Source organism: Streptomyces hoynatensis (assembly GCF_003626535.1).
GTDB lineage: Bacteria > Actinomycetota > Actinomycetes > Streptomycetales > Streptomycetaceae > Streptomyces > Streptomyces hoynatensis.
Genome location: NZ_RBAL01000037.1, coordinates 1 through 21419, shown reverse-complemented (window position 1 = coordinate 21419; position 21419 = coordinate 1). Strand labels below are relative to the sequence as shown.

Sequence of the window (21419 nt, the reverse complement as noted above, 5' to 3'; positions counted from 1 at the left end):
CCCACCATGAAGATCCAGTCCGCCGAGACCATCGTCACCAGCCCGGGACGCAACTTCGTCACCCTCCGCATCACCACCGAGGACGGCCTCACCGGCCTCGGCGACGCCACGCTGAACGGCCGCGAACTCGCCGTGGAGGCGTACTTGCGCGAGCACGTCGCGCCGCTCCTGCTCGGCCGCGACGCCGGCCGCATCGAGGACACCTGGCAGTACCTCTACCGCGGCGCCTACTGGCGGCGCGGCCCCGTCACCATGGCCGCCATCGCCGCCGTCGACATGGCGCTGTGGGACATCAAGGCCAAGGCGGCGGGCATGCCGCTCTACCAGCTGCTCGGCGGCGCCTCCCGCCGCGGCGCCCTCGCCTACGGCCACGCCTCCGGCCGCGACGTGCCGGAACTCCTCGACTCCATCCGCGCCCACCTCGACCTCGGCTACCGGGCGATCCGGGTGCAGACCGGCATCCCCGGGCTCGACTCGGTCTACGGCGTGGCCAGTTCGCCCGCGGGCGGCGGCGAGCGCTACGACTACGAGCCGGCCCAGCGCGGCGCGCTGCCCGCCGAGGAGACCTGGGACACCCGCGCCTACCTGCGGCACGTGCCCGGCGTCTTCGAGGCGGTCCGCGCCGAGTTCGGCCCCGAACTGCCGCTGCTGCACGACGGGCACCACCGGATGACCCCCATCCAGGCGGCGAGGCTCGGCAAGGCCCTGGAGCCCTACGACCTGTTCTGGCTGGAGGACGCCACCCCGGGCGAGGACCAGGCGGCGCTGCGCCTGATCCGGCAGCACACGACGACCCCGCTGGCCATCGGCGAGGTCTTCAACTCGGTGCACGACTACACCACGCTGCTGTCCGAGCGGCTCATCGACTACGTCAGGTCGGCGGTGACCCACACCGGCGGCGTGACGGCGATGAAGAAGCTCCTCGACCTGGCCGGGGTGTACGGCGTGAAGTCCGGCATGCACGGGCCCACCGACATCTCCCCGGTCGGCATGGCCGCCGCCCTCCACCTGGACCTGGCCATCCACAACTTCGGCATCCAGGAGTACATGCGCCACTCGCCGCGCACCCTGGAGGTGTTCGAGACCTCCTACACCTTCGAGGAGGGCCTGCTGCACCCCTCGGACACCCCCGGCCTCGGCGTCACCCTGAACACCGAGGCGGCCGCCGCCTTTCCCTACTCCGCCGCCTACCTGCCGGTGAACCGCCTGACCGACGGCACGGTCCACGACTGGTAGCCCCGGCCCCGCCCGGCACTCCCGACTCGGGCCCGGGGCGCGGCCACGGCCACCCCGCCCGGGTGGGGAGGCCGTGACCGGCCCGGTTGGGGGCCCGGCCCGGGTAGGGACGGCCCCGGCTCGCGTGTGCGGGGCGGCCCGGCCCGCGTGCGTGGGGTGGCCCGGCCGGCGCGCGTGGGCGGCCCGGCCCGTGCGTGGGGGGCGGCCCGGCCGGCGCGTGTGGGCCGCCCGGCCCGTGCGTGTGGGGCTGCCCGGGCCCGTCCGGGGACGGCCCCGCCCGGCGAAAACGGCTCGCCCACCCGCGTCGCGGCCCGTTACGCTCCCGCGGTGCGCAGCGGACACCTTCCCCTTCTCTGGCTCTACGGGCCCTCGGGAGTGGGCAAGTCCACCGTCGGCTGGGAGATCTTCCGGCAGCTGCACGAGGCCGGAACGCGCGCCGCGTACGTGGACGCCGACCAGCTCGGACTCGCCTGGGACCCACCCGCCGACGACCCGGGCCACCACCGCCTCAAGGCCGCCAACCTCGGCGCCGTCTGGGCGGGCTTCCGCGCGGCGGGCGCCCGGTGCCTGGTCTTCTCCGGCTTCGTCGAGGACCGCGACACCGCCCGCCACTACGCCGCGCAGGTGCCGGACGCCGCCCTCACGCTGTGCCGCCTGCGCGCCGGCGCCGCGGAACTGCGCTCCCGCATCGTGGGCCGCGGCTGGCAGACCCACCTCGCCGACGAGGTGGTGCGCGACGCGCCCCTCCTGGAACGCGACGACTTCAGCGACGTCCACGTCGACACCGACGCCCTCCCCGTCCCCGAGGTGGCCAGGCGGGTGCGGCGGGCCGCCGGGAACTGGCCCGCGCTCGCCCCCCGCGAGGGGAGCGCCCGGTGATCCCCGTGCTGTGGCTGTGCGGCCCGAGCTGCGTCGGCAAGTCCACCGTCGGCTGGCAGGTGCACACGGAACTGGGCCGCCGCCTCGGCCGCACCGCCTACCTGGACCTCGCCCAGGTCGGCTTCCTGCGCCCCGCGCCGCCGGACGACCGGGAGGGGCACCGCCTCAAGGCCGCGAACCTCGCCGCCCTGTGGCCCCGCTTCCTGGCGGCCGGCGCCCGCTGCCTGGTGCTCTCCGGCCCGGTCCACGACCAGGACACCGCCCGCTCCTACGCCGCCGCCCTGCCGCACGCCTCCTCCCTCACGCTGTGCCGCCTGCGCGCCGACGAGGCCGTGCTGCGCGAGCGCGTCCTGCTCAGGGGCCGCGGCGGCGGGCCCGCCATCCCCGGCGACGAACTCAGGGGCCGCGACCCGGAAACCCTCCGGCGGCACGCGGACCGCGCCGCCCGCGAGGCCGCCGCCCTCGACCGCGCCGGGCTCCCCTGGACCACCGTGGACGCCACCCACGGCACGCCCGCCGAGGTGGCCGCCCGCGTCCTGACGGCAACGGGCGACACCACGGGCGACTGGCCGCGTTCCGCCCCCTGAAGCCACCCCGCTCCCGCGTCGGCCGCGCCTGCCCCGCGCCCCGGAGCACCTGGAAAATTCGGGCAAAATTGGGCTAGGTTCCTCACCGATCCGCCACCACCGGTCAATTCCGGGCCAACAAAGGGGACTTCGGTGACACCTTCCTGCGTCTTCCATGCCAGAGCGGCCGGCGACGGCACGGACGGCCGCTGGCGCGCCCAGCTGCGAGCCGAACTCACCGGCGAGCTCGTCGACTTCTGGGTTCCCGCCGAGCTGCGCGACCCGGCGAGCGCCGCCCGGGCCCGCCGGGAGTTCGCCACCCACCTGCCCGAACTCCTCCCCGCCCTCGACACGATCACCGCCCAGCTCGACCCCGGCTGCCCGCCCGGCTCGGCCCTCCTGCTCACCGGCGTCCACCTGCGCCCCCTCGCCTCCGGCTGCACCCAGGCGGTCAGCGGCGGAACCCTCGCCCGCAACTACGACTGGAACGCCGACCAGCCCGAGCGCTCCGTCGTCTCCTCCACCCTGCTGCGCCCCGTCATCGGCATGAGCGAGGGCGTATGGGGCCTGCTCGACGGCATGAACGACGCCGGGCTGGCCGTCTCCCTCACCTTCGGCGGCCGGGACGTGCACGGCCCCGGCATCGCGATACCCCTGGTGGTGCGCTACCTGCTGGAGACCTGCGACACCGTGGACGAGGCGCTGCGCACCCTGGACCGGCTGCCGATCCCCGCCGCCCAGAACCTCACCCTCATGGACGGGGAACGGGCCGTGACCGTCCACCTCGGCCCCGACATCGCCCCCCTCCTCGCCCCCGGCCCCAGCGCCGCCAACCACCAGCACTGCCCCGTCCCCGACACGCAGGAGCGCGCCTCCCGCACCCAGGAACGCCTCGCCGCCGTCGAGGCCGCCGCCACCGACCCGGCCGCCCTGGTCGCCGCCCTGCTGCGCCCGCCGCTGTACGAGTCGGGCCACGCCAAGGGCTACGGCACCCTCTACACCGCCGCCTACCGACCCGCCGAGGGCCGCGTCACCTACCACTGGCCGGGCACCACCTGGCCCCAGTCCTTCGCCGCCTTCACCCCCGGCACCCACACCCTCACCTACGCCCCCACCCCCGGCTCCTGACCACCACCCCACGGCTCCCGGCCAGGCCGCGCCCCGGGGACGCGGCGGCCTACGGCGGGGTCACCCGGGTGGCGCGGACGAGTTCGAGGACGAGCTGGCCGGCGAGGAACCAGCGGGTGGCGGGATGGCCGTAGGGGAGGTACGCGTCGGGCCCGGGCCGCAGGGCCGCGTCGAAGAGGCCACCGAACGCGCCCCACACCCGCGGCTTGCGCACGCGGACGCAGACCGGCTCGTCCAGATGCGGGCAGTGCCGCACGGCCAGCAGGGCACACGGCAGGCCGGTACCCGCCCGCGCGGGGAAGGCCCGGTGTCCCCGCGGGCAACGGGCCGGTGCGGCGCCCGCGCGAAGGCCCCGGCCCGCGGGGCGCGGGCCGGGGCCTGGTGAACTCCCGCCGGGATCAACTCCTTCCGGGGGGCGGCCGGTTGCCGCCGTGTCGGCCGGGTGGGGCGGGACCGTCAGCAGCCGGCGAGGATGCCGGACAGGGCGGACTTCTCGGCCGAGTCCACGGACAGGCCGTAGTAGTGCTTCACCTGCACCCAGGCCCGGGCGTAGGTGCAGTGGTACGCGGACCTGGAGGGGAGCCACTCGGCCGGGTCCTGGTCGCCCTTGGCCTGGTTGACGTTGTCGGTGACGGCGAGCAGCTGCGGGCGGGTCAGGTCGTTGGCGAACGCCTGCCGCCTGGCCGTGGTCCAGGAGTCGGCCCCGGAGTCCCAGGCCTCGGCCAGCGGCACGAGGTGGTCGATGTCCACGTCCGAGGCGGCGGACCAGGTGGCGCCGTCGTACACGGAGTACCAACTGCCGCTCACCGCCGCGCAGCTGGAGTCGGTCTCCACGTTGGTGCCGTCGCGCTGGAGGATCACCTCGCGGGTGTTGCAGCTGCCGCTCTGGGTGATCCAGTGGGGGAACAGGTCGCGGTCGTAGCCGGTGCGGTCCTCGGCGGCGACGGTCAGGTCGGCGAGGTAGCTCCGGGCGGTGGAGGCGCTGATCGGGGTGGGGAGGGCGGCCTGCGCGGCCGGGCCGTCGAGGACGAAGGCCAGGGATATGAGTGCGGTCAGGCCGGCGAGCAGACTCAGTCGTCGACGCGCGTAGAGAGGGCGCCGCGGGGTCGTGGTGCGCATCCGGATCACGCGAGAACTCCTTGGGGTGGGGGTGTGGTTCGCGGCTGCCGGGGGAGCCGCGCGGCAACGCCGCGCCGCGGGCGGGCGCTGCCGTGGCGATGGTTCCGCCGGAACGTTTCTTCGCGGCGTGCGCCAGGTAACAGTGGAGAGACATGAACACGTCATGTCAAGGGGTGTGGCGGTGAGCGATGCCGCTCGGAAACGGTCAGAGCGCCACGCGCCGTGCCGCCGCCGGCCGGGCGATGATGGTCGCCGAGGCCCGCACGCCGCGGGCCGGGTGCCGAAGGAGGGCGCGCGCATGGCGAGGACCAGGGAACACGGCTACGACATCACCACGCGGTGGACGGGCAACACCGGCAGCGGCACCGAGGGTTACAAGGCGTACGGCCGCGAGGTCGACGTCGTCGCGGCGGGCAAGCCGACGATGATCCTGGGCAGCGCGGACCCGGCCTTCCTCGGCGACGCGGAGCGCTGGAACCCGGAGGAGATGCTCGTCGCCTCCCTGTCCGCCTGCCACATGCTCAGCTACCTCGCCGCCTGCGCGCTGCGGGGCGTGGTCGTCACCTCCTACGAGGACACGGCGCACGGCTCGATGGCGGAGACGGGCGGCAGCGGGCAGTTCACTGAGGTCGTCCTGCGGCCGGTGGTGACGGTGGCCGAGGAGAGCATGGTGGCTGCCGCCACCGAGCTGCACCAGGCGGCGCACGAGAGCTGCTTCATCGCGAACTCGGTCAACTTCCCGGTGCGGCATGAGGCTTCCGTCCGGAGCGCCGGCCGCTGAGTTTGGGGGGGTGGGGGGTGAGGGGTGTTTTTTGGCTTTCCCGCCGTGGTGGGTTTTGCGGCCCACACCCCCGCACCCCGCCCGGGAAGGTGGGGGGGCGGGGGTCGTGCCCGTTTCCCGTGCGGGTGGGTGGGGGTGCGGGGGGGCGTGGCTGGGCCCCCGCCCGGGTGGGGGAGAGCGGGGGGCCCGGCTGATTGCTGTGTGGTGGGTCAGGAGGCATCCGGGACGCGGGTGAAGAGGCGGCCGGCGAGGTCGATGCCTGTGACCGTGCCGTTGGCGTCGCGGGAGAAGTAGCCGCGCTGCCCCCTGAGGCCGCCTTCGGTGACGAGGTACTCGTCGCCCTGGCCGGGAAGGAAGCCGATGTCCGCGGCCGGGTAGTCCGGGGGCATTTCCTCGTCCGATGCCTCGCGGATCTCCGGCTTGATGCCGACCGCCAGGGTGAGCCGGGTGCCGTCGGTGGCGATGTCGAGGTTCATGGCGTCGATCTGGTAGCGGCCGACGACCTGCCGGGCTCGTTCCGCGTCGTACGGGAGGGGCTGGACCGTCTGCTCGACGACGCCGAGGTAGTGCTCCAGCGCCCACCGCACGACGGACTGGTTGAAGGGGTAGCCCTCCGGGCCGAGGTTGGCCAGGGAGACCACCGCGAAGCGGCGCTCGGGCACGAGGAGCAGTTCGGCGAACTGGCCGTTGCCCGAGCCGCCGTGGCCGATCCCGAGCAGGCCGTCCAGGTCGTGCAGGAACCAGCAGATGCCGAAGCCGTCGCCGAGCGTGCTGGCGCGCAGTGCGACGGTCTGCTCCCGCATCCGGTGCAGCGCCGCGGCGGGCAGCACGCCCCCGCCGTCGCCGAGGTGGAACCGCGCCCAGCGCAGCAGATCGCTCACCGAGGAGGCGAGGCCGCCGCCGGGGTTGTCGCCGCGGGCGCCCTCCCGGAACGCCGCCCAGGGCCGGGCGGGGCGCAGTTCGCCGTCCTCGGCGCGGTTGTAGCCCACCGCGAACTTGCGGATCATCACCTCCGCCAGGCCGTACACGGTGTCCGCAAGGCCCACCGGCTCCAGGACGAGCGAGGCCATGGCCTGTTCGAAGGGCAGGCCCGTGACCTTCTCGATGACCCGCCCGGCCAGGTTGTACCCGGCCTGGCTGTAGGAGGCGCGGGCCCCGGGCGGCGCGATCAGCGGCAGCCCGGGCAGCTTCGCCACGAGCCCGGCCAGGGAACGGTCGCCCTCGCCGTCGTCGATCAGGTTCCAGTCCAGGCCCGCGGTGTGGTTGAGCAGGTTCAGGACGGTGATCTGCGCCGCGGCCTGCTCGTCGGCGAGCCTCAGCTCGGGCACGTAGCGCCGCACCGGCGCGTCCAGGTCCACCTTGCCCTCGGCGGCCAGGCGCATCAGCGCGGTCGCCGTGAAGGTCTTGGACACCGACGCCAGCGGGAACAGCGTCTTCTCGTCGACCGGAAGGGGGTTGGCGAGGCTCGTCACGCCGTGCGAGGCGTAGCTCTCCCGGCCGTCGAGGAGCACCCCGACGGCGGCCCCGGGAACGCCGAGCTCCGTGGCCTGCGCCGTGACGAACTCCGACAGTTTCTCCTGCGACATGGCTCCCCCTTCGGGTACTTGAACTAAGTACGAGACGAGCGTAGGCGAGATCTCGAACTAAGTGCAAGAGCTGAGATGAACTAAGTTCAAGTAGGGTGGCGGCCATGCCGCGAGACACCCTGACCGCAGACCGGATCGTCCGTGCGGCCATCGAGCTGCTCGACGAGGAGGGATTGGACGGCCTCAACATGCGGAGCCTGGCGAAGCGGCTCGGCTCCGCCGCCACGGCCGTTTACTGGCACATCAAGAGCAAGGAGGACCTGGTCCGGCTGGCCGGCGACGAGGTCTGGTCCGAGGTCGAGCTGCCGGATCTCGACGCCACCGACTGGCGCACGGCCGCCACCGCGCACGCCTCCGGCATGCACGCGATGCTCACCCGGCACCCGTGGCTCGTCCAGGCGTTCGGCAGCCACTTCCTGTACGGGCCAGGCCAGTTCGGGCACAGCGACGTCAGCCTCGGCATCTATGAGAAGGCCGGATTCGCCGCGGCCGACGCGGACCGGGCGGCCGCCGCCGTGTTCACCTTCGTGCTCGGCAGCGCGCTCGGCCCCGCCGCGCAGGTCTCCCTGCACCGCCGGCTGAGCAGGAACGGCGCGGATGCCGGGCACCTGATGGCCGAGGCCATGACCCGCGCCACCGAGACGGCCGGCCGATTCCCGCGCCTGCGCGCACGCCTGGGCACCACGGCCGCCACGGAGTACGCCGCGGCGCCCGACGACGCCTTCCTCTTCGGCCTTCGGGCTCTCCTCGACGGCTTCGAGGCCCGCCTCACCGCCGACCGCGCCGGCCGGCGCGACTGACCTGCCCGGACGGCGCCCGCCCGCCCGGCCCACGGCCCGCGACCGCCTCGGCCACCCGGCCGCTGCCGGACGGCACCGGGGGCTCCCGCCGGCCGGAGGCCGCGCCCGGCGACCGCGGCACCGGCACCGCGACCGGGCGAGTCCGGCGGCGGCGGCTCCGGCTACGGGGTCCTGCCGGCCTCCCGGGCCGGGGCGGTGGCGAGAACGCAGGCGACGGGGGGAGTGAGGGGGAGGGTCCGGGTGCTCGGCTGCGTGAAGCCGGCCTCTTCCAGCAGGTTCTCGATCTCGCGGGCGGCGGCGCGGGCCGTGTCGGCCGTGGCCCCCGGGCAGCGGGGCTGGGAGGCGAGGGCGATGCGCCCGCCGGGCGCGAGGCGCCGGCGCAACTCGGCGAGCCGCTCGGCCGGCGCGGGCCAGAACCCGAGGGAGTTGACGGCGAGGACGGCGTCGAAGGGGCCTTCGAAGGCGGGCGGAATCCGGTCGACGGAGGCCCTCGCCAGGGTCACCCGCCCCCTCCTGATGGCGGCGGCGTTGCGCCGGGACGCCTGCCGGAGCATCACGCCGGAGTGGTCGACGCCGTAGACGTGACCCGCGCCGGCGCGGACCAGTTCCCTGATCGCGACGCCGGGGCCGAAGCCGATCTCCAGGACCCGGTCGGTGGGCCGCACGCCGAGCAGCGAGACCACCCAGGCGTTGCGCTGCCGGTTGGAGGGGCGGTAGGCGAACATCCAGCCGTTCACGCGCCCGGCCGCGCCCCGGGGACGGTGCGCCTGGCCGACGACGTCGCGGTCCAGGGCGCGCACCACCGTGGTCCCGGCGCGTGCGACCCCGTACTCCACGGCCGAGGTCACGACCCGTCGCACCGTCCGTGGCATGCTTCCCTCATGTCGTGTTCTCATGGCCGGCAGCCAATGCCTTCAAGCGCACCTGAAGTCAACCGGCCGGGCCACCTGCTCACCATCGGCGAGCTGGCCCGCCGCGCGGGAGTCACGACCTCCGCCCTGCGCTACTACGAGGAAGTCGGCCTGCTGCCGCCGCCCGTCAGGGTCTCGGGGCAGCGCCGCTACCCCGAGTCGGCCGCCCGGGTCGTCGGCACGATCCTGCTGTACAGCGACGCCGGGTTCACCCTCGCCGAGCAGAAGGCCCTCATGGCCCCGCGCAGTGGCGCGTCGGGGGAGTGGGAACGGACTGCCCGGCGCAAGCTCGCGGAACTCGACGAGCGGATCGCCAGGGCACAGGCCGCCCGGGAGGCCATCACGCACGGGCTGCGCTGCCCCCACGAGGACATCGAGCAGTGCCCCCACTTCCGCGCCGGCGTCACCGCGCGCCTCGCCGGCCGGCGGCTGCCGGAGTCCCACCGGCAGTTGCACGGCCGGCAGCCGGACGAGGCGGCGGCGTGCGCCGAGTGACGGCCGGCGCCCGGGACGCGCCGCGGGGCCTTCCGCGGGCGCGCGCCGGGCGCGGGACCCCGCTCTTCGCGCCGGCCCCGGGGCCTCACGCCAGGGTCAGCGCCACCTCGTCGATCTCCTCGCCGCGCGCCCGCGCGAAGATCCGGCCGCGCCCTGTCACGGTGAAGCCGCACTTCTCCAGCACCCGAAGGGAGCCGGCGTTGTCCGCCGCCGCGTGCGCGTGCAACGGCCGCGCCGGCTCCAGGGCGAGGAGTTCCCGCAGCGCCGCACCGGCCACCCCGCGCCCCCAGTAGGCGGAGGCGATCCAGTAGGTGACCTCGCGCTCGCCGGGCGGCCCGAACACCGCGGCATGCCCGGCCACCGCCCCGTCCGCCAGCACGGTCCGCACCGTGACCGTGGCGTCGGCACGCACCGTCGCCCAGTGCGCGCGGAAGAGGTCCCGGTCGTCGTGGTACGCGCCGGTGACCGCGGCCATCCGCCGCGCCGCCCGTTCGCTCGCGTGCGCCCAGAAGACGGCCACGTCGCCGTCCCGCACCTCGCGCAGAGTGACCCTCATGCCGTCGGTCCTCCCCTGATCGTCCCCGTATGGTCCGGCGAACCTACCGCCTCGCCACCCACGACGGGCAGGCCAGGCGGGGGAGTGGCCGCCCCCTGCTGGCGCGGCGGCGGCGCGCCGGCGGCGCGCCGGCAGGTGAACGCCGCCCCCCGCGGCCCGCGCCCCCCGCGGCCCGCGCCCCCCGCGGCCCGCCCCCCCCGCGGCCCGCGCGGCCCGGGGAACGAGGCGGGGCCGCCCCGCCCGCCGGCTCAGGGGGCGGCGGGGGGCGGCGCGGCGAGGGCGAGGAGTTCGTCGGCGGACCACTGATCGCCCGCGTGCGCCCCGTACGCGACGGCCAGGACGCGGCCGTCGGGGGCGATCAGGAAGTCCGCAGGCAGGCCGAGGCGGCCGCCCTGGGGCCGCAGCGAGGGGGCCTTCCTGCGGCGCAGCAGGACCGGGCCCAGCTCACGCGTCACCCCGCGCAGGATCGCCGTCCAGGCGCGCGGGTTCAGCAGGGCGCGGGGCGCGGACTCGACGCCGAACTCCGCGTACAGCCGCTTCTCCGGATCGGCGACCACGGCGAACGGCAGGCCGGGAACGTGCGCGCTCAACTCGGCGGCGGGGGAGTGGAACACCACGACCTCCCGGACGCCGGCCGCGGCGATCTCCTCGTGCCGCAGCGCGAGGGAATGCAGGTGCAGGTTGCAGATGGGGCAGCCGGCGAAACGCCGGAACTGGAGGTGCGTGAGCATCCCGTCCCGCGCCGGAACCCCGACGGTCGGAGCCTGCCCGTTGCCGGGAACCACCGCGAGTTCGCGGGCCGGAACGACGTCGCCCGCCCGCAGCCGCCTCCCGCCGCGCGGGGCGCGCGCCCCGCGCGGGGCGCCCGTCGTGTCGCTCATGCGGGATTCGCCCTGCGCTCGGTGCCGGGCGACACGTCGCGGGTGGTCGACACCACCCGGCGCAGCCGCCCGTCGGGGGCCAGCTCCCCGAACAGGTAGCACTCGAACGCGAGCCGGGCGCCCTTGCGCATCTCCGTGCGCAACGTGTACCGGGCGGCCGCCCGGTCGCCGCTCACCAGCGCGTCGTGGACCAGCACCTCGGCGGCCACCGTGTTCCTGCGGGCCGGTTTGGCGTGGGCGATCAGCGCGGCCCGATCCATGGCCAGGCCGTCGTTCACGTGCACGAAGTCGGCGGTGTAGTAGCGGTCGAGTACGGCCACCGGGTCCTCCTCCCCGAAGGCCATGTCCCGGGTGTACCCGACCAGATACCCCGCGAGGTCCTCGCCCGGGGTGGCGTGGGTGGGTGCGCTCATTCCCGCTCCTTTCGACGGCGGCGGAGCCCGCCTCCGCCCCGTAAGCGTGCAGTGTACGCCTACGCGGTGCGGTGTGCGTCTGCTGTACGCTCACCCGCGATGCCCCGCCCGAAGTCGCTCACCACCGGCCGGCTGGCCGCCGCCGCGCTCGCCGTCCTCGACCGCGAGGGCCTGGCCGCGCTCTCCATGCGGGCCGTCGCCGCGGAACTCGGCGTGGCCCCCATGTCCCTGTACCGCTACGTCGCCGACCGGGCCGAGCTGGAACGCCTCACGGTGGACCTGGTCCTGGGCGCCGTGGACCTGACCCCGCCACCTGGCGAGGACTGGGAGGGACAGGTGACCGCGCTGGTGGAACGGATGCGCGCCGCGGTCGCCGAACACCCGGAGATCGTGCCGCTCTCGCTCACCCACCGGCACTCCGCGGCCGGCGTGCTGCGGTGGGCCGAGGCCGCCCTCGGGGTGCTGACCGGGGCCGGGTTCGAGGGTCGCCGCCGGGTCCTGGCGCTGCGGGCCCTGCTCAGCTACCTGGTCGGCGCCCTGCTGAGCGAGCGCCTGGGCCCGCTGACCGGCCCTGGCACCGAGGCGATGGCGGCCCTGCCCGCCGAGACCTTCCCCCTGCTGGCCGGGACCGCGGCCGAGGCGCGCGGCGTGGGACCCGAGGAGGAGTTCCGCGGCGGCCTCGCGCTGCTCCTCCGCGGCCTCCGGCAGGACCTGACCCGCTGAGCCCCGCCGCTCCGCGAACACCGGTTCGCCCCCGTGCGCGCCGTACCGCCCCACCGCTCCGCGGGCACCCGCCCGACGGCGACAGCGGCGCGGGCCGCGGCCCGTTCCGCCCACCGCGCGGCCCGCCCCAACCGCCGGGAAACCGCGGGCAACCGGGGGGAACCGCGGTGAACCGGGGGCAACCGGGGGGAACCGCGGTGAACTGCCCGGAGGACCACCAGCGGGACCACCAAGCGGACCACCAGGAGGACCAGGGGGTCTACCAGGGAAGGGGCCGGCCGTCGCGGTAGAAGCCGCCGGTGGGGCCGTCGTCGGGCAGGGTCGCCGCCCACACGACCCCACGGGCGCCCTCCCGAACCGGCCGGCCGCCAGGACCCCCCAGGTCGGTGGCCACCCAGCCCGGGCAGACCGCGTTGACGAGGATGCCGTGCGGGCGCAGCTCCGCGGCCAGCATGCGGGTGAGGGCGTTGAGCGCCGTCTTCGACGCGGTGTACGCGGGCGTGCCGCCGCCCATGTTGGTCAGCGAGGCCGCCTCGCTCGACACGTTGACGACGCGGGGGTGCGCGCCGGCCCGCAGCAGCGGCAGCAGCGCCTGCGTCAGGCGCCAGGGCCCGTACAGGTTGGTCTCCGCGGCCTCCCGGACCACGTCCAGGTCGGCGGTCGAGGCCCGCTGCCACGTGTCGTAGGTGATGGCCGCGTTGTTCACCAGCACGTCCAAGGCGCCGAACTCGCCGCCGACCCGGCGGGCCACGGCCGCGACGTCCTCCCCCGAGGTGACGTCGAGCCGCAGCGGCTGGGCGCGCGGCCCGATCTCCCCGGCCGCCGCCCGGGCCGCCGCCTCCGACCTCGCCGTCAGCAGCACCGTGTGCCCGGCCTCGGCCAGCTGCCGCGCCACCTCCCGCCCGATGCCCCGGTTCGCGCCGGTGACCAGCGCGATCACCGGACACCGCCCGCCGAGTCCGGCAGGCCGGCGGGCCAGGCCATCCGCGCGCCGGCCGCGACGCGGCCCGGACGGTCCTCGGAACCCATGCGCCCCACCACCCTTCCTCCCGGCGTATCCGCCGCTGTCCGTCCGGCATACCTGCCGGCGCCTCCCCGGCCGGTCTCCCGCCGGTTCCCACCGGTTCCCACCGGTTCCCACCGGTTCCGCCCCGGGCCCGCCCCGGGTTCCCCCCAGGTCCTCCGGCCGGCGAACCGGGACGATCGTCCGGCGAAAGACGGTGGCGGGTCCAATACCCGTCCTGATAGCCAAGGGCTATGGATGTCCACCTGCGGGACCTGAGGTACTTCGTCACCACCGCCGAGGAGCTGAGCTTCACCCGGGCGGCCGAGCGGCTGTTCATCTCCCAGCCCGCGCTCAGCAAGCAGGTGCGGCAGCTGGAGACACAGCTGCGGGTGCGGCTCTTCGAGCGGGACAGGCGCAGCGTCGCCCTCACCGCGCCGGGCGCCGCGCTGCTGCCGCTCGCCAGGGAACTCCTGCGCTCCTGGGACGAGGCCCAGCGCAGCGTCGGCGACGCCGCCGCCACCGAGGCCGCCGTCCTCACCCTCGGCCTGTCCACCAGCGTCGGCCGCGGCCTGCTGACCGCCGTCAGGGAGCGCTTCGCCGAACGCCGGCCCACCTGGCGGCTGCGGATGCGCCAGGTCAACTGGGAGGACGCCTCGGCCGGGCTCGCCGCGGGAGAGGTCGACGCGGCCTTCGTGTGGCTGCCGCTCCCGGAACAGGCGTCGTTCACCCTGCGCGTCGTCGCCCGCGAGCAACGCTGGGTCGCCTTCCGCGAGGACCACTGGCTCGCGGACCGCACCGAGGTCGACTTCGCCGAACTCCTCGACGAGCCCTTCCTCGCCCTGCCGGGCAGCGCCGGCCCGCTGCGCGACCACTGGCTGGGACAGGACGCCCGCGGCGGCAGGCCCCCGATCGTCGCCGACACCGTCAGCAACGCCGACGAGACCTTCACCGCCGTCGAGGAGGGCACCGGCATCGTCCTGCTCGCCGCCGGCAACGCCGCGATCTACCGCCGCCCCGGCACCCGCGCCATCCCGGTCACCGGCCTGAGCCCCAGCGAGCTGGCCCTCGCCTGGCGCCCGGACGACCACCGGCCCGTCCTGCGCGACCTCGCCGCCGCCCTCCCCGACCTTCCCGCCCCGGCCTGACCCCGCCCGCCCCCGGGCCGCCCGGGCTGGCCCGCGGCCCACCCGGCCGGGGCGCGTACCCTGGAACCCCCCGGCCGCCGCCCGCGCCGGGCTTTCGTGCTGTCCCCCACCGGGCCGCACCCGCCGCCATCCGACCCCCTCCACTCCCGTCCACCCCACCGCCCACCCAAGCCTCTCCCGCAAGCCCTCCCGCAAGCCCATCCGCCCAGCCCCCAGGTACGGAAAAACGCCCCATGTCTCTTTCCGGTCTGCTCGACGCCGTCACCAAGGACGCCTCCTTCGCCGAGGCGATCACCGCCGCCACCGCGGAAGGACGCCGGCACGTCGACCTCGTGGGGCCGCCCGCCGCCCGGCCCCTCGCCGTAGCCGCCCTCGCCCGCGCCACCGGGCGCACCGTCCTCGCCGTCACCGCCACCGGCCGCGAGGCGGAAGACCTCGCCGCGGCCCTGCGCTCGCTGCTGCCCCCCGACGGCGTGGTCGAGTTCCACGCCTGGGAGACACTGCCCCACGAACGGCTCTCCCCCCGGGCCGACACCGTCGGCCGCCGCCTCGCCGTCCTGCGCCGCCTGGCCCACCCCCGGGCCGACGACCCCGGCGCCGGCCCCGTCTCCGTCGTCGTCGCACCCGTCAGGTCCGTCCTCCAGCCCCAGGTCAAGGGACTGGGCGACCTCACCCCCGTCGCCCTGCACACCGGGCAGAGCGCCGACCTCGTCGAGGTCACCCGCGCCCTCGCGGACGCCGCCTACTCCCGCGTCGAACTCGTCGAGAAACGCGGCGAGTTCGCCGTCCGCGGCGGCATCCTCGACGTCTTCCCACCCACCGAGGAACACCCCCTGCGCGTCGAGTTCTGGGGCGACGAGGTCGAGGAAATCCGCTACTTCAAGGTCGCCGACCAGCGCTCCCTGCCCACCACCCCCGACGGCCCGGGCGACGGCCGCCCCGAACACGGCCTGTGGGCACCCCCCTGCCGCGAACTCCTCCTCACCGAGGACGTCCGCCGCCGCGCCGCCGCACTCGCCGAGGCCCACCCCGAACTCGACGAACTCCTCGGCAAGATCGCCGAGGGCATCGCCGTCGAAGGCATGGAATCCCTCGCCCCCGTCCTCGTCGACGACATGGAACTGCTCCTCGACGTACTGCCCGCGGGCAGCATGACCCTCGTCTGCGACCCGGAACGCGTCCGCACCAGGGCCGCCGACCTCGTCGCCACCAGCCAGGAATTCCTCCAGGCCTCCTGGGCCGCCGCCGCCATGACCGACACGGGCCAGGCCCCCGTCGACCTCGGCGCCGCCTCCCTGCGCGGCCTCGCCGAGGTCCGCGAGCACGCCGCGGAACTCGGCCTCCCCTGGTGGTCCGTCTCCCCCTTCTCCCAGGACGAGGAGGTCACCGACGAGACCCTCCGCCTGAACCTGCGCGCCCCGGAGACCTACCGCGGCGACACCGCCCGCGCCCTCGCCGACACCAAGGGCTGGCTCGCCGAGGGCTGGCGCGTCGTCTACCTCACCGAGGGCCAGGGCCCCGCCGCCCGCACCGTCGAGGTACTCGGCGGCGAAGGCGTCCCCGCCCGCCTCGACCCCACCCTGCCCGCCGACCTGTCCCCCTCCGTCGTCCACGTCTCCTGCGGCGCCGTCGAACACGGCTTCCTCGCCCCCGCCCTGCGGCTCGCCGTCCTCACCGAGACCGACCTCACCGGCCAGAAGACCGCAGGCCGCGACGGCGCCAGGATGCCCGCCAGACGCCGCAAGACCCTCGACCCGCTCACCCTCACCTCGGGCGACTACATCGTCCACGAGCAGCACGGCGTCGGCCGCTACGTCGAGATGGTGCAACGCACCGTCCAGGGCGCCACCCGCGAGTACCTCGTCGTCGAGTACGCCCCCGCCAAGCGCGGACAGCCCGGCGACCGGCTCTTCGTCCCCACCGACCAACTCGACCTCGTCACCAAGTACGTCGGCGGCGAGGCCCCCTCCCTGCACCGCCTCGGCGGCGCCGACTGGACCAAGACCAAGGCCCGCGCCAAACGCGCCGTCAAGGAGATCGCCGCCGACCTCATCAAGCTCTACTCGGCCCGCATGGCCGCCCCCGGACACGCCTTCGCCCCCGACACCCCCTGGCAGCGGGAACTCGAGGACGCCTTCCCCTACGCCGAAACCCCCGACCAGCTCACCACCATCGGCGAGGTCAAGGCCGACATGGAGAAGTCCGTCCCCATGGACCGCCTCGTCTGCGGCGACGTCGGCTACGGCAAGACGGAGATCGCCGTACGCGCCGCGTTCAAGGCCGTCCAGGACGGCAAACAGGTCGCCGTCCTCGTGCCCACCACCCTCCTCGTCCAGCAGCACCTGGGCACCTTCTCCGAGCGGTACGCCCAATTCCCCGTCAACGTCCGCGCCCTGTCCCGCTTCCAGACCGACACCGAGGCCAAGGCCGTCGCCGAGGGGCTGCGCGACGGCTCCGTCGACGTCGTCATCGGCACCCACCGGCTGTTCTCCTCGGAAATCTCCTTCAAGGACCTCGGCCTGGTCATCGTCGACGAGGAACAGCGCTTCGGCGTCGAGCACAAGGAACAGCTCAAGAAGATGCGGGCCAACGTCGACGTGCTGACGATGTCCGCCACCCCCATCCCCCGCACCCTGGAGATGGCCGTCACCGGCATCCGCGAGATGTCCACCATCACCACCCCGCCCGAGGAGCGCCACCCCGTCCTCACCTTCGTCGGCCCCTACGAGGAACGGCAGATCGGCGCCGCCATCCGCCGCGAACTCCTCCGCGAGGGCCAGGTCTTCTACATCCACAACCGCGTCGACTCCATCGACCGGGTCGCCGCCAGGCTGCGCCAGATCGTGCCCGAGGCCAGAATCGCCACCGCCCACGGCCAGATGAGCGAATCGGCGCTGGAACGCGTCGTCGTCGACTTCTGGGAGAAGCGGTTCGACGTGCTGGTCTCCACCACGATCGTCGAGTCCGGCATCGACATCTCCAACGCCAACACCCTCATCGTCGAACGCGGCGACACCTTCGGCCTCTCCCAGCTGCACCAGCTGCGCGGCCGGGTCGGCCGCGGCCGGGAACGCGGCTACGCCTACTTCCTCTACCCGCCCGAGAAGCCGCTCACCGAGACCGCCCACGAACGGCTCGCCACCGTCGCCCAGCACACCGAGATGGGCGCCGGCATGTACGTGGCGATGAAGGACCTGGAGATCCGCGGCGCAGGCAACCTCCTGGGCGGCGAGCAGTCCGGGCACATCGCCGGCGTCGGCTTCGACCTGTACGTGCGGATGGTCGGCGAGGCCGTCGCCGACTACCGGGCCGCCCTGCAGAAGGGCGGCGAACCCGAGGAACCCCCGCTCGAAGTCAAGATCGAACTGCCGGTGGACGCGCACGTGCCCCACGACTACGCGCCGGGGGAGCGGCTGCGGCTCCAGGCGTACCGGTCCATCGCCTCCGCCGCCACCGAGGAGGACATCCGCGCGGTCCGCGAGGAACTCACCGACCGCTACGGGCCGCTCCCCGAGCCCACGGAGAACCTGCTGCTGGTGGCCGGGCTGCGGATGCTGGCCCGCTCCTGCGGGGTCACCGACATCACCCTCCAGGGCAGCCGCATCCGCTTCGCGCCCGTCGAACTGCGCGAGTCGCAGGAGCTGCGGCTGAACCGGGTCTACCCGGGCTCGGTGGTCAAGCGCGCCACCAAACAGGTCCTGGTCCCGCGGCCCACCACGGCCCGCATCGGCGGCAAGCCCGTCACCGGCCGCGACCTGCTGGCCTGGACCGGCGAGTTCCTCACCACCATCCCCGGCTCCTGACCCGCCGCCCCGCCTCCCCCCGCGGCCCGGTCCCGTGTGGAGCGGGGCGGGGCGGGGTCTGTTGGGGGGTTTACGTGGCGGGTGGTTGGCCGGGGCGGGGTCTGTGGGCGGTCTACGTGGCGGGTGGTCGGCCGGGTGCGGCGTGGTGCGGATGCACGGAGAGCAGGCTGGCTGCGGAGGGAGGGATGCCGTGGGTGGCGGGGGGTTGTTGTGCTGCGGGGTGTGGTGGGTGGGGCGCCGTCCCGGTCGGGGTGGGGGTGCGGGCCGGTGGATACGGGGGTGACCGGTCTCGTCGTGGTGGGGGTTACCGATGCAGCTGCTGCCGCGTACGACTTCTCACCACGGGCACGGTCGGGCGCCGTTGTTGAGGCCATTCCCGTCGACGAATGGCGTGACTTCTTCTCCTCCCGGCTGGCACCCGGCCGTATCCGGGGGGTTGTCCCCGTGGGGGCTGGTGCCGGTCAGGCCGCTACTCCTGTCGAGTCGCAATGTGTCACGAGCCACGGCCGTCTCACGCGGCGGCCCCGCACCTTCTGCCCCACCGTTCCTCAGGCAATATCGCGCCGAAGCCGACCGGCCCGCGCTCTCGACCGGACGCCTCGCGCACTTGCGCTGCCCTTGCCCTGCCCTTCCGCAACGAGGAACCGAAGGGCCCGCGTGGCCACCCCGGTCACCCCGGTGGTCTTTCGTCACCGGGAATGGCCTCAACAACGGCGCCCGGCCGCTGCCCACCCCGAGAAGTCGTACGCGGCAGCAGCTGCATCGGTAACCCCCACCACGACGAGACCGGTCACCCCCGTATCCACCGGCCCGCACCCCCACCCCGACCGGGACGGCGCCCCACCCACCACACCCCGCAGCACAACAACCCCCCGCCACCCACGGCATCCCTCCCTCCGCAGCCAGCCTGCTCTCCGTGCATCCGCACGACGCCGCACCCGGCCGACTACCCGACACGTAGACCGCCCACAGACCCCGCCCCCACAACGAACGCCGCAGCGAACATCCCCCGCGTAGACCGGCCAGGCTCCGGCCAGGCCCCCACCAGGTCCCCGCCCCCAAGCCGAGCCCCGAGCCCCGGCACGAACGGCGCTGGGACGCCCCGCACCATAACCCCTCAACGGTGCCGAGCGCCCCAGCGGTCTGCGGTGCCCCGGCCCGGCCGGCCGGGGCGCGTTCTCACAGCTCCAGGCCCCAGGTGGCCGGTGCCGAGTCCAGTTCCAGCACTTCCTCGATCTGCACGCTGAGCGTCGCCGCGTCGGCCGGCGCGTCGAAGGCGAAGTCCGCGGTGGCCGTCTGACCGGCGGGCAGCGCGCCCCCGAAGCCCAGGCCCACCGGGTCGTCGTAGATGGTCTCCGCCGTCACCCCGTCGTCCCCGGCCCGCGCGCTGGCCAGCAGGAAGTCGGTGTCGTAGTCGGCGTCGCCGTTGTTCACCACCGTGATGGTGACCTTCCAGGCGGTGTTGCCCTCGGTGTGCCCGATCGCGTATTCGCTCGGGGTGTACTCCTCGGGCGCCGAGACGGTGATGTCGACCCCGCCGGCGTAGGACACGGCCTCGCCCGCGGCGTGCAGGCCGCCGCTCTCCCCGCCCTCGTCCGCCTCCGCGTCGGCCGCCGGGGCGTCCTCCTCCGGCGAGGCCGACTCCGAGGCGTCGCCCGCGTCCGCGGCCGGCTCCTCGGCGGCCGACTGCCCGGTGTCGCCCGAGTCCTCGTCCGAGCAGGCCGTCAGCCCTCCGAACACCACGGCCGCGAGCGCGACCGCGGCCACCGCAGAAACCCGCCTTCTCTTTCCGGTCACCTGCACGGACGTTCCCCTCCTCGATCAACCGGCCCACTGTGGGCCAACGCGGTTAATCACAGCACAGCTTGTGAATCGAGTCAACACGCGAAATCGTGGGCGCGGCAAAGTCGCTGTGTACCGAAACGAACGACGTCCTAGGTAGGGTCGGACCCGGCAGGCCCGGCAACCGCCGGCACACACACCTCACACACGCCCCGGGAGGCAACCGTGCCCGCGGAACCCACCAACCCCACAGGGCCCGCAGAACCCAGAGAACCCGCCGACACCATCACCGCCGCCGGCATCGCCCGCCTCGCCGGCGTCGGCCGCGCAGCCGTCAGCAACTGGCGGCGCCGCCACCCCGACTTCCCCCAACCCGTCGGCGGCACCGACACCAGCCCCACCTTCTCCCTCCCCGACATCGAAACCTGGCTACGCAACCAGGGCAAACTCGCCGAAATCCCCCTCCGCGAACGCCTCTGGCAACTCGTCGAAACCCACCCCCAAGGCCCCGCGGAAGCCCTCGCCCGCACCGGCGAACACCTCCTCGACCCCCACCCCACCACCGACCCCCTCACCCACACCGCCACCACCCTCGCCGCCCAAACCACCCCCCACGAAACCTACGAATTCCTCCTCCGCCGCCACCTCGACACCGCCACCCGCCACCTCACCCTCACCCCACCCGAAACCGCCCACCTCATGGCCGCACTCGCCGGCCCCGCCGACACCGTCCTCGACCCCGCCTGCGGCCCCGCCACCCTCCTCGCCGCAGCCCACGGCACCGATGGCCCCCCCACCACCCTCTACGGCCAGGAAACCGACCCCCAACTCGCCCGCCTCGCCGGCCTCCGCCTCGCCCTCCACCACACCCACCACACCTCAGCCGTCCGCACCGGAGACAGCCTCCTCGCCGACGCCTACCCCGACCTCGCCGCCGACGCCGTCCTCTGCCACCCCCCCTTCAACGAACGCAACTGGGGCCACGACCAACTCACCTACGACCCCCGCTGGGAACACGGCCTCCCCGCCCGCACCGAATCGGAACTCGCCTGGGTCCAACACGCCCTCGCCCGCCTCCGCCCCGGCGGCACCGCCGTCCTCCTCATGCCCCCCGCCGCCGCCAGCCGCCGCACCGGCCGCCGCATCCGCGCCAGCCTGCTCCGCCGCGGCGCCCTCCGCGCCGTCATCGCCCTCCCCCCAGGCGCCGCCCCCCCACACAGCCTCCCCCTCCACCTCTGGATACTCCGCAAGCCCTCCGCCACCCCCACCCCACCCACCACCCCCCACCTCCTCCTCGTCGACACCGCCACCCGCCACCGCCCCCCCACCCGCGGCACCCTCGACTGGCCCACCCTCCACCACACCATCCTCAGCACCTGGACCACCTTCGACACCCACGGCCACCTCCCCACCCAACCCGGCCACCACCGCGCCCTCCCCGTCATCGACCTCCTCGACGACGAAGTCGACCTCCCCCCATCTTCCTCCCAACCCCCACCCCCCTCTCCCCCCCCCCCCCCCCACCCCCATCGCTCTCTCCCCCTTCACCTCTCCCCACCCTTCCCTCCTTCTCACCACCCCTGTTTTCCTTACCACCCCAACTCCACCC

At 74.6% G+C, this 21419-nt stretch carries 20 protein-coding genes; 11 read left to right on the top strand and 9 right to left on the bottom strand.

The features are described 5' to 3' along the window. Positions 1-6: 6 nt before the first annotated feature. From manD to D7294_RS31000, 4 genes are all read left to right on the top strand, one after another. Positions 7-1236 carry a D-mannonate dehydratase ManD gene (gene manD, locus D7294_RS31015; RefSeq protein WP_120685154.1) on the top strand — a complete coding sequence of 410 codons (1230 nt, stop codon included), beginning with the start codon at positions 7-9 and terminating at the stop codon, positions 1234-1236. Positions 1237-1563: 327 nt separating this feature from the next. Beyond that, the gene (locus D7294_RS31010) at positions 1564-2115 is read left to right on the top strand and encodes an adenylyl-sulfate kinase (RefSeq protein WP_158674743.1); all 552 of its coding nucleotides are present in this window, start codon (positions 1564-1566) and stop codon (positions 2113-2115) included. Then, the gene (locus D7294_RS31005; protein ID WP_120685152.1) at positions 2112-2702 is read left to right on the top strand and encodes an AAA family ATPase; all 591 of its coding nucleotides are present in this window, start codon (positions 2112-2114) and stop codon (positions 2700-2702) included. Before D7294_RS31010 ends, D7294_RS31005 begins: the two co-directional genes overlap by 4 nt. Positions 2703-2834: 132 nt before the next feature. Continuing rightward, positions 2835-3809, top strand: coding sequence for a C45 family autoproteolytic acyltransferase/hydrolase (locus tag D7294_RS31000; RefSeq protein ID WP_241562743.1), 975 nt, complete (start codon positions 2835-2837; stop codon positions 3807-3809). 49 nt (positions 3810-3858) lie between these two features. Here D7294_RS31000 and D7294_RS30995 read toward each other — a convergent pair whose 3' ends face one another. After that, on the bottom strand, positions 3859-4065 hold the full coding sequence (locus D7294_RS30995) for a hypothetical protein (RefSeq protein WP_120685151.1): 207 nt from the start codon (positions 4063-4065) through the stop codon (positions 3859-3861). A 200-nt stretch (positions 4066-4265) separates the two neighbouring features. After that, positions 4266-4928 carry an HNH endonuclease family protein gene (locus tag D7294_RS30990; RefSeq protein WP_120685160.1) on the bottom strand — a complete coding sequence of 221 codons (663 nt, stop codon included), beginning with the start codon at positions 4926-4928 and terminating at the stop codon, positions 4266-4268. 298 nt (positions 4929-5226) lie between these two features. Here D7294_RS30990 and D7294_RS30985 point away from each other — a divergent pair, with 298 nt between their 5' ends. Continuing rightward, on the top strand, positions 5227-5709 hold the full coding sequence (locus tag D7294_RS30985) for an OsmC family protein (protein ID WP_120685150.1): 483 nt from the start codon (positions 5227-5229) through the stop codon (positions 5707-5709). Positions 5710-5918: 209 nt separating this feature from the next. Here the strand turns inward: D7294_RS30985 and D7294_RS30980 are convergent, their stop codons facing one another. Beyond that, on the bottom strand, positions 5919-7295 hold the full coding sequence (locus D7294_RS30980) for a serine hydrolase domain-containing protein (protein WP_120685149.1): 1377 nt from the start codon (positions 7293-7295) through the stop codon (positions 5919-5921). A 104-nt stretch (positions 7296-7399) separates the two neighbouring features. On the opposite strand from D7294_RS30980, the gene D7294_RS30975 reads away from it, so the two are divergent. Then, positions 7400-8095: a TetR/AcrR family transcriptional regulator gene (locus D7294_RS30975; protein WP_120685159.1), complete on the top strand. Its 696-nt coding sequence runs from the start codon at positions 7400-7402 to the stop codon at positions 8093-8095. Between the two features lie 161 nt (positions 8096-8256). Here D7294_RS30975 and D7294_RS30970 read toward each other — a convergent pair whose 3' ends face one another. Next, positions 8257-8967, bottom strand: coding sequence for a class I SAM-dependent methyltransferase (locus D7294_RS30970; RefSeq protein ID WP_120685148.1), 711 nt, complete (start codon positions 8965-8967; stop codon positions 8257-8259). 36 nt (positions 8968-9003) lie between these two features. On the opposite strand from D7294_RS30970, the gene D7294_RS30965 reads away from it, so the two are divergent. Then, positions 9004-9501, top strand: coding sequence for a MerR family DNA-binding transcriptional regulator (locus tag D7294_RS30965; RefSeq protein ID WP_206619590.1), 498 nt, complete (start codon positions 9004-9006; stop codon positions 9499-9501). 85 nt (positions 9502-9586) lie between these two features. On the opposite strand, the gene D7294_RS30960 is transcribed toward D7294_RS30965, so the two are convergent. The 3 genes from D7294_RS30960 to D7294_RS30950 all read right to left on the bottom strand — a co-directional run bounded on the left by D7294_RS30960 (position 9587) and on the right by D7294_RS30950 (position 11351). After that, complete coding sequence (locus D7294_RS30960; protein WP_120685147.1) at positions 9587-10057, bottom strand: GNAT family N-acetyltransferase; 471 nt, start codon at positions 10055-10057, stop codon at positions 9587-9589. 248 nt (positions 10058-10305) lie between these two features. Next, the gene (locus D7294_RS30955) at positions 10306-10938 is read right to left on the bottom strand and encodes a peroxiredoxin-like family protein (RefSeq protein WP_120685146.1); all 633 of its coding nucleotides are present in this window, start codon (positions 10936-10938) and stop codon (positions 10306-10308) included. Then, entirely contained in the window at positions 10935-11351 is a 417-nt protein-coding gene (locus D7294_RS30950; RefSeq protein ID WP_120685145.1) for a nuclear transport factor 2 family protein, read from the bottom strand. Before D7294_RS30950 ends, D7294_RS30955 begins: the two co-directional genes overlap by 4 nt. 99 nt (positions 11352-11450) lie before the next feature. Between D7294_RS30950 and D7294_RS30945 the strand changes: the two genes are divergently transcribed. Continuing rightward, positions 11451-12074, top strand: coding sequence for a TetR/AcrR family transcriptional regulator (locus D7294_RS30945; RefSeq protein ID WP_120685144.1), 624 nt, complete (start codon positions 11451-11453; stop codon positions 12072-12074). Positions 12075-12333: 259 nt separating this feature from the next. Here D7294_RS30945 and D7294_RS30940 read toward each other — a convergent pair whose 3' ends face one another. After that, positions 12334-13014: an SDR family NAD(P)-dependent oxidoreductase gene (locus D7294_RS30940; RefSeq protein WP_120685143.1), complete on the bottom strand. Its 681-nt coding sequence runs from the start codon at positions 13012-13014 to the stop codon at positions 12334-12336. Between the two features lie 317 nt (positions 13015-13331). On the opposite strand from D7294_RS30940, the gene D7294_RS30935 reads away from it, so the two are divergent. Both D7294_RS30935 and mfd read left to right on the top strand, forming a co-directional pair. Further along, complete coding sequence (locus D7294_RS30935) at positions 13332-14225, top strand: LysR family transcriptional regulator (RefSeq protein ID WP_120685142.1); 894 nt, start codon at positions 13332-13334, stop codon at positions 14223-14225. Between the two features lie 233 nt (positions 14226-14458). Continuing rightward, positions 14459-18028 (top strand): transcription-repair coupling factor, encoded by a 3570-nt coding sequence (gene mfd / locus D7294_RS30930; RefSeq protein WP_120685141.1) that lies wholly within the window; start codon positions 14459-14461, stop codon positions 18026-18028. 1179 nt (positions 18029-19207) lie between these two features. Here the strand turns inward: mfd and D7294_RS30925 are convergent. Further along, entirely contained in the window at positions 19208-19825 is a 618-nt protein-coding gene (locus D7294_RS30925; RefSeq protein WP_158674742.1) for a DUF4352 domain-containing protein, read from the bottom strand. A 270-nt stretch (positions 19826-20095) separates the two neighbouring features. Here D7294_RS30925 and D7294_RS30920 point away from each other — a divergent pair. Beyond that, a partial coding sequence (locus tag D7294_RS30920; protein WP_174248479.1) for an HsdM family class I SAM-dependent methyltransferase occupies positions 20096-21419 on the top strand: 1324 nt, incomplete at its 3' end.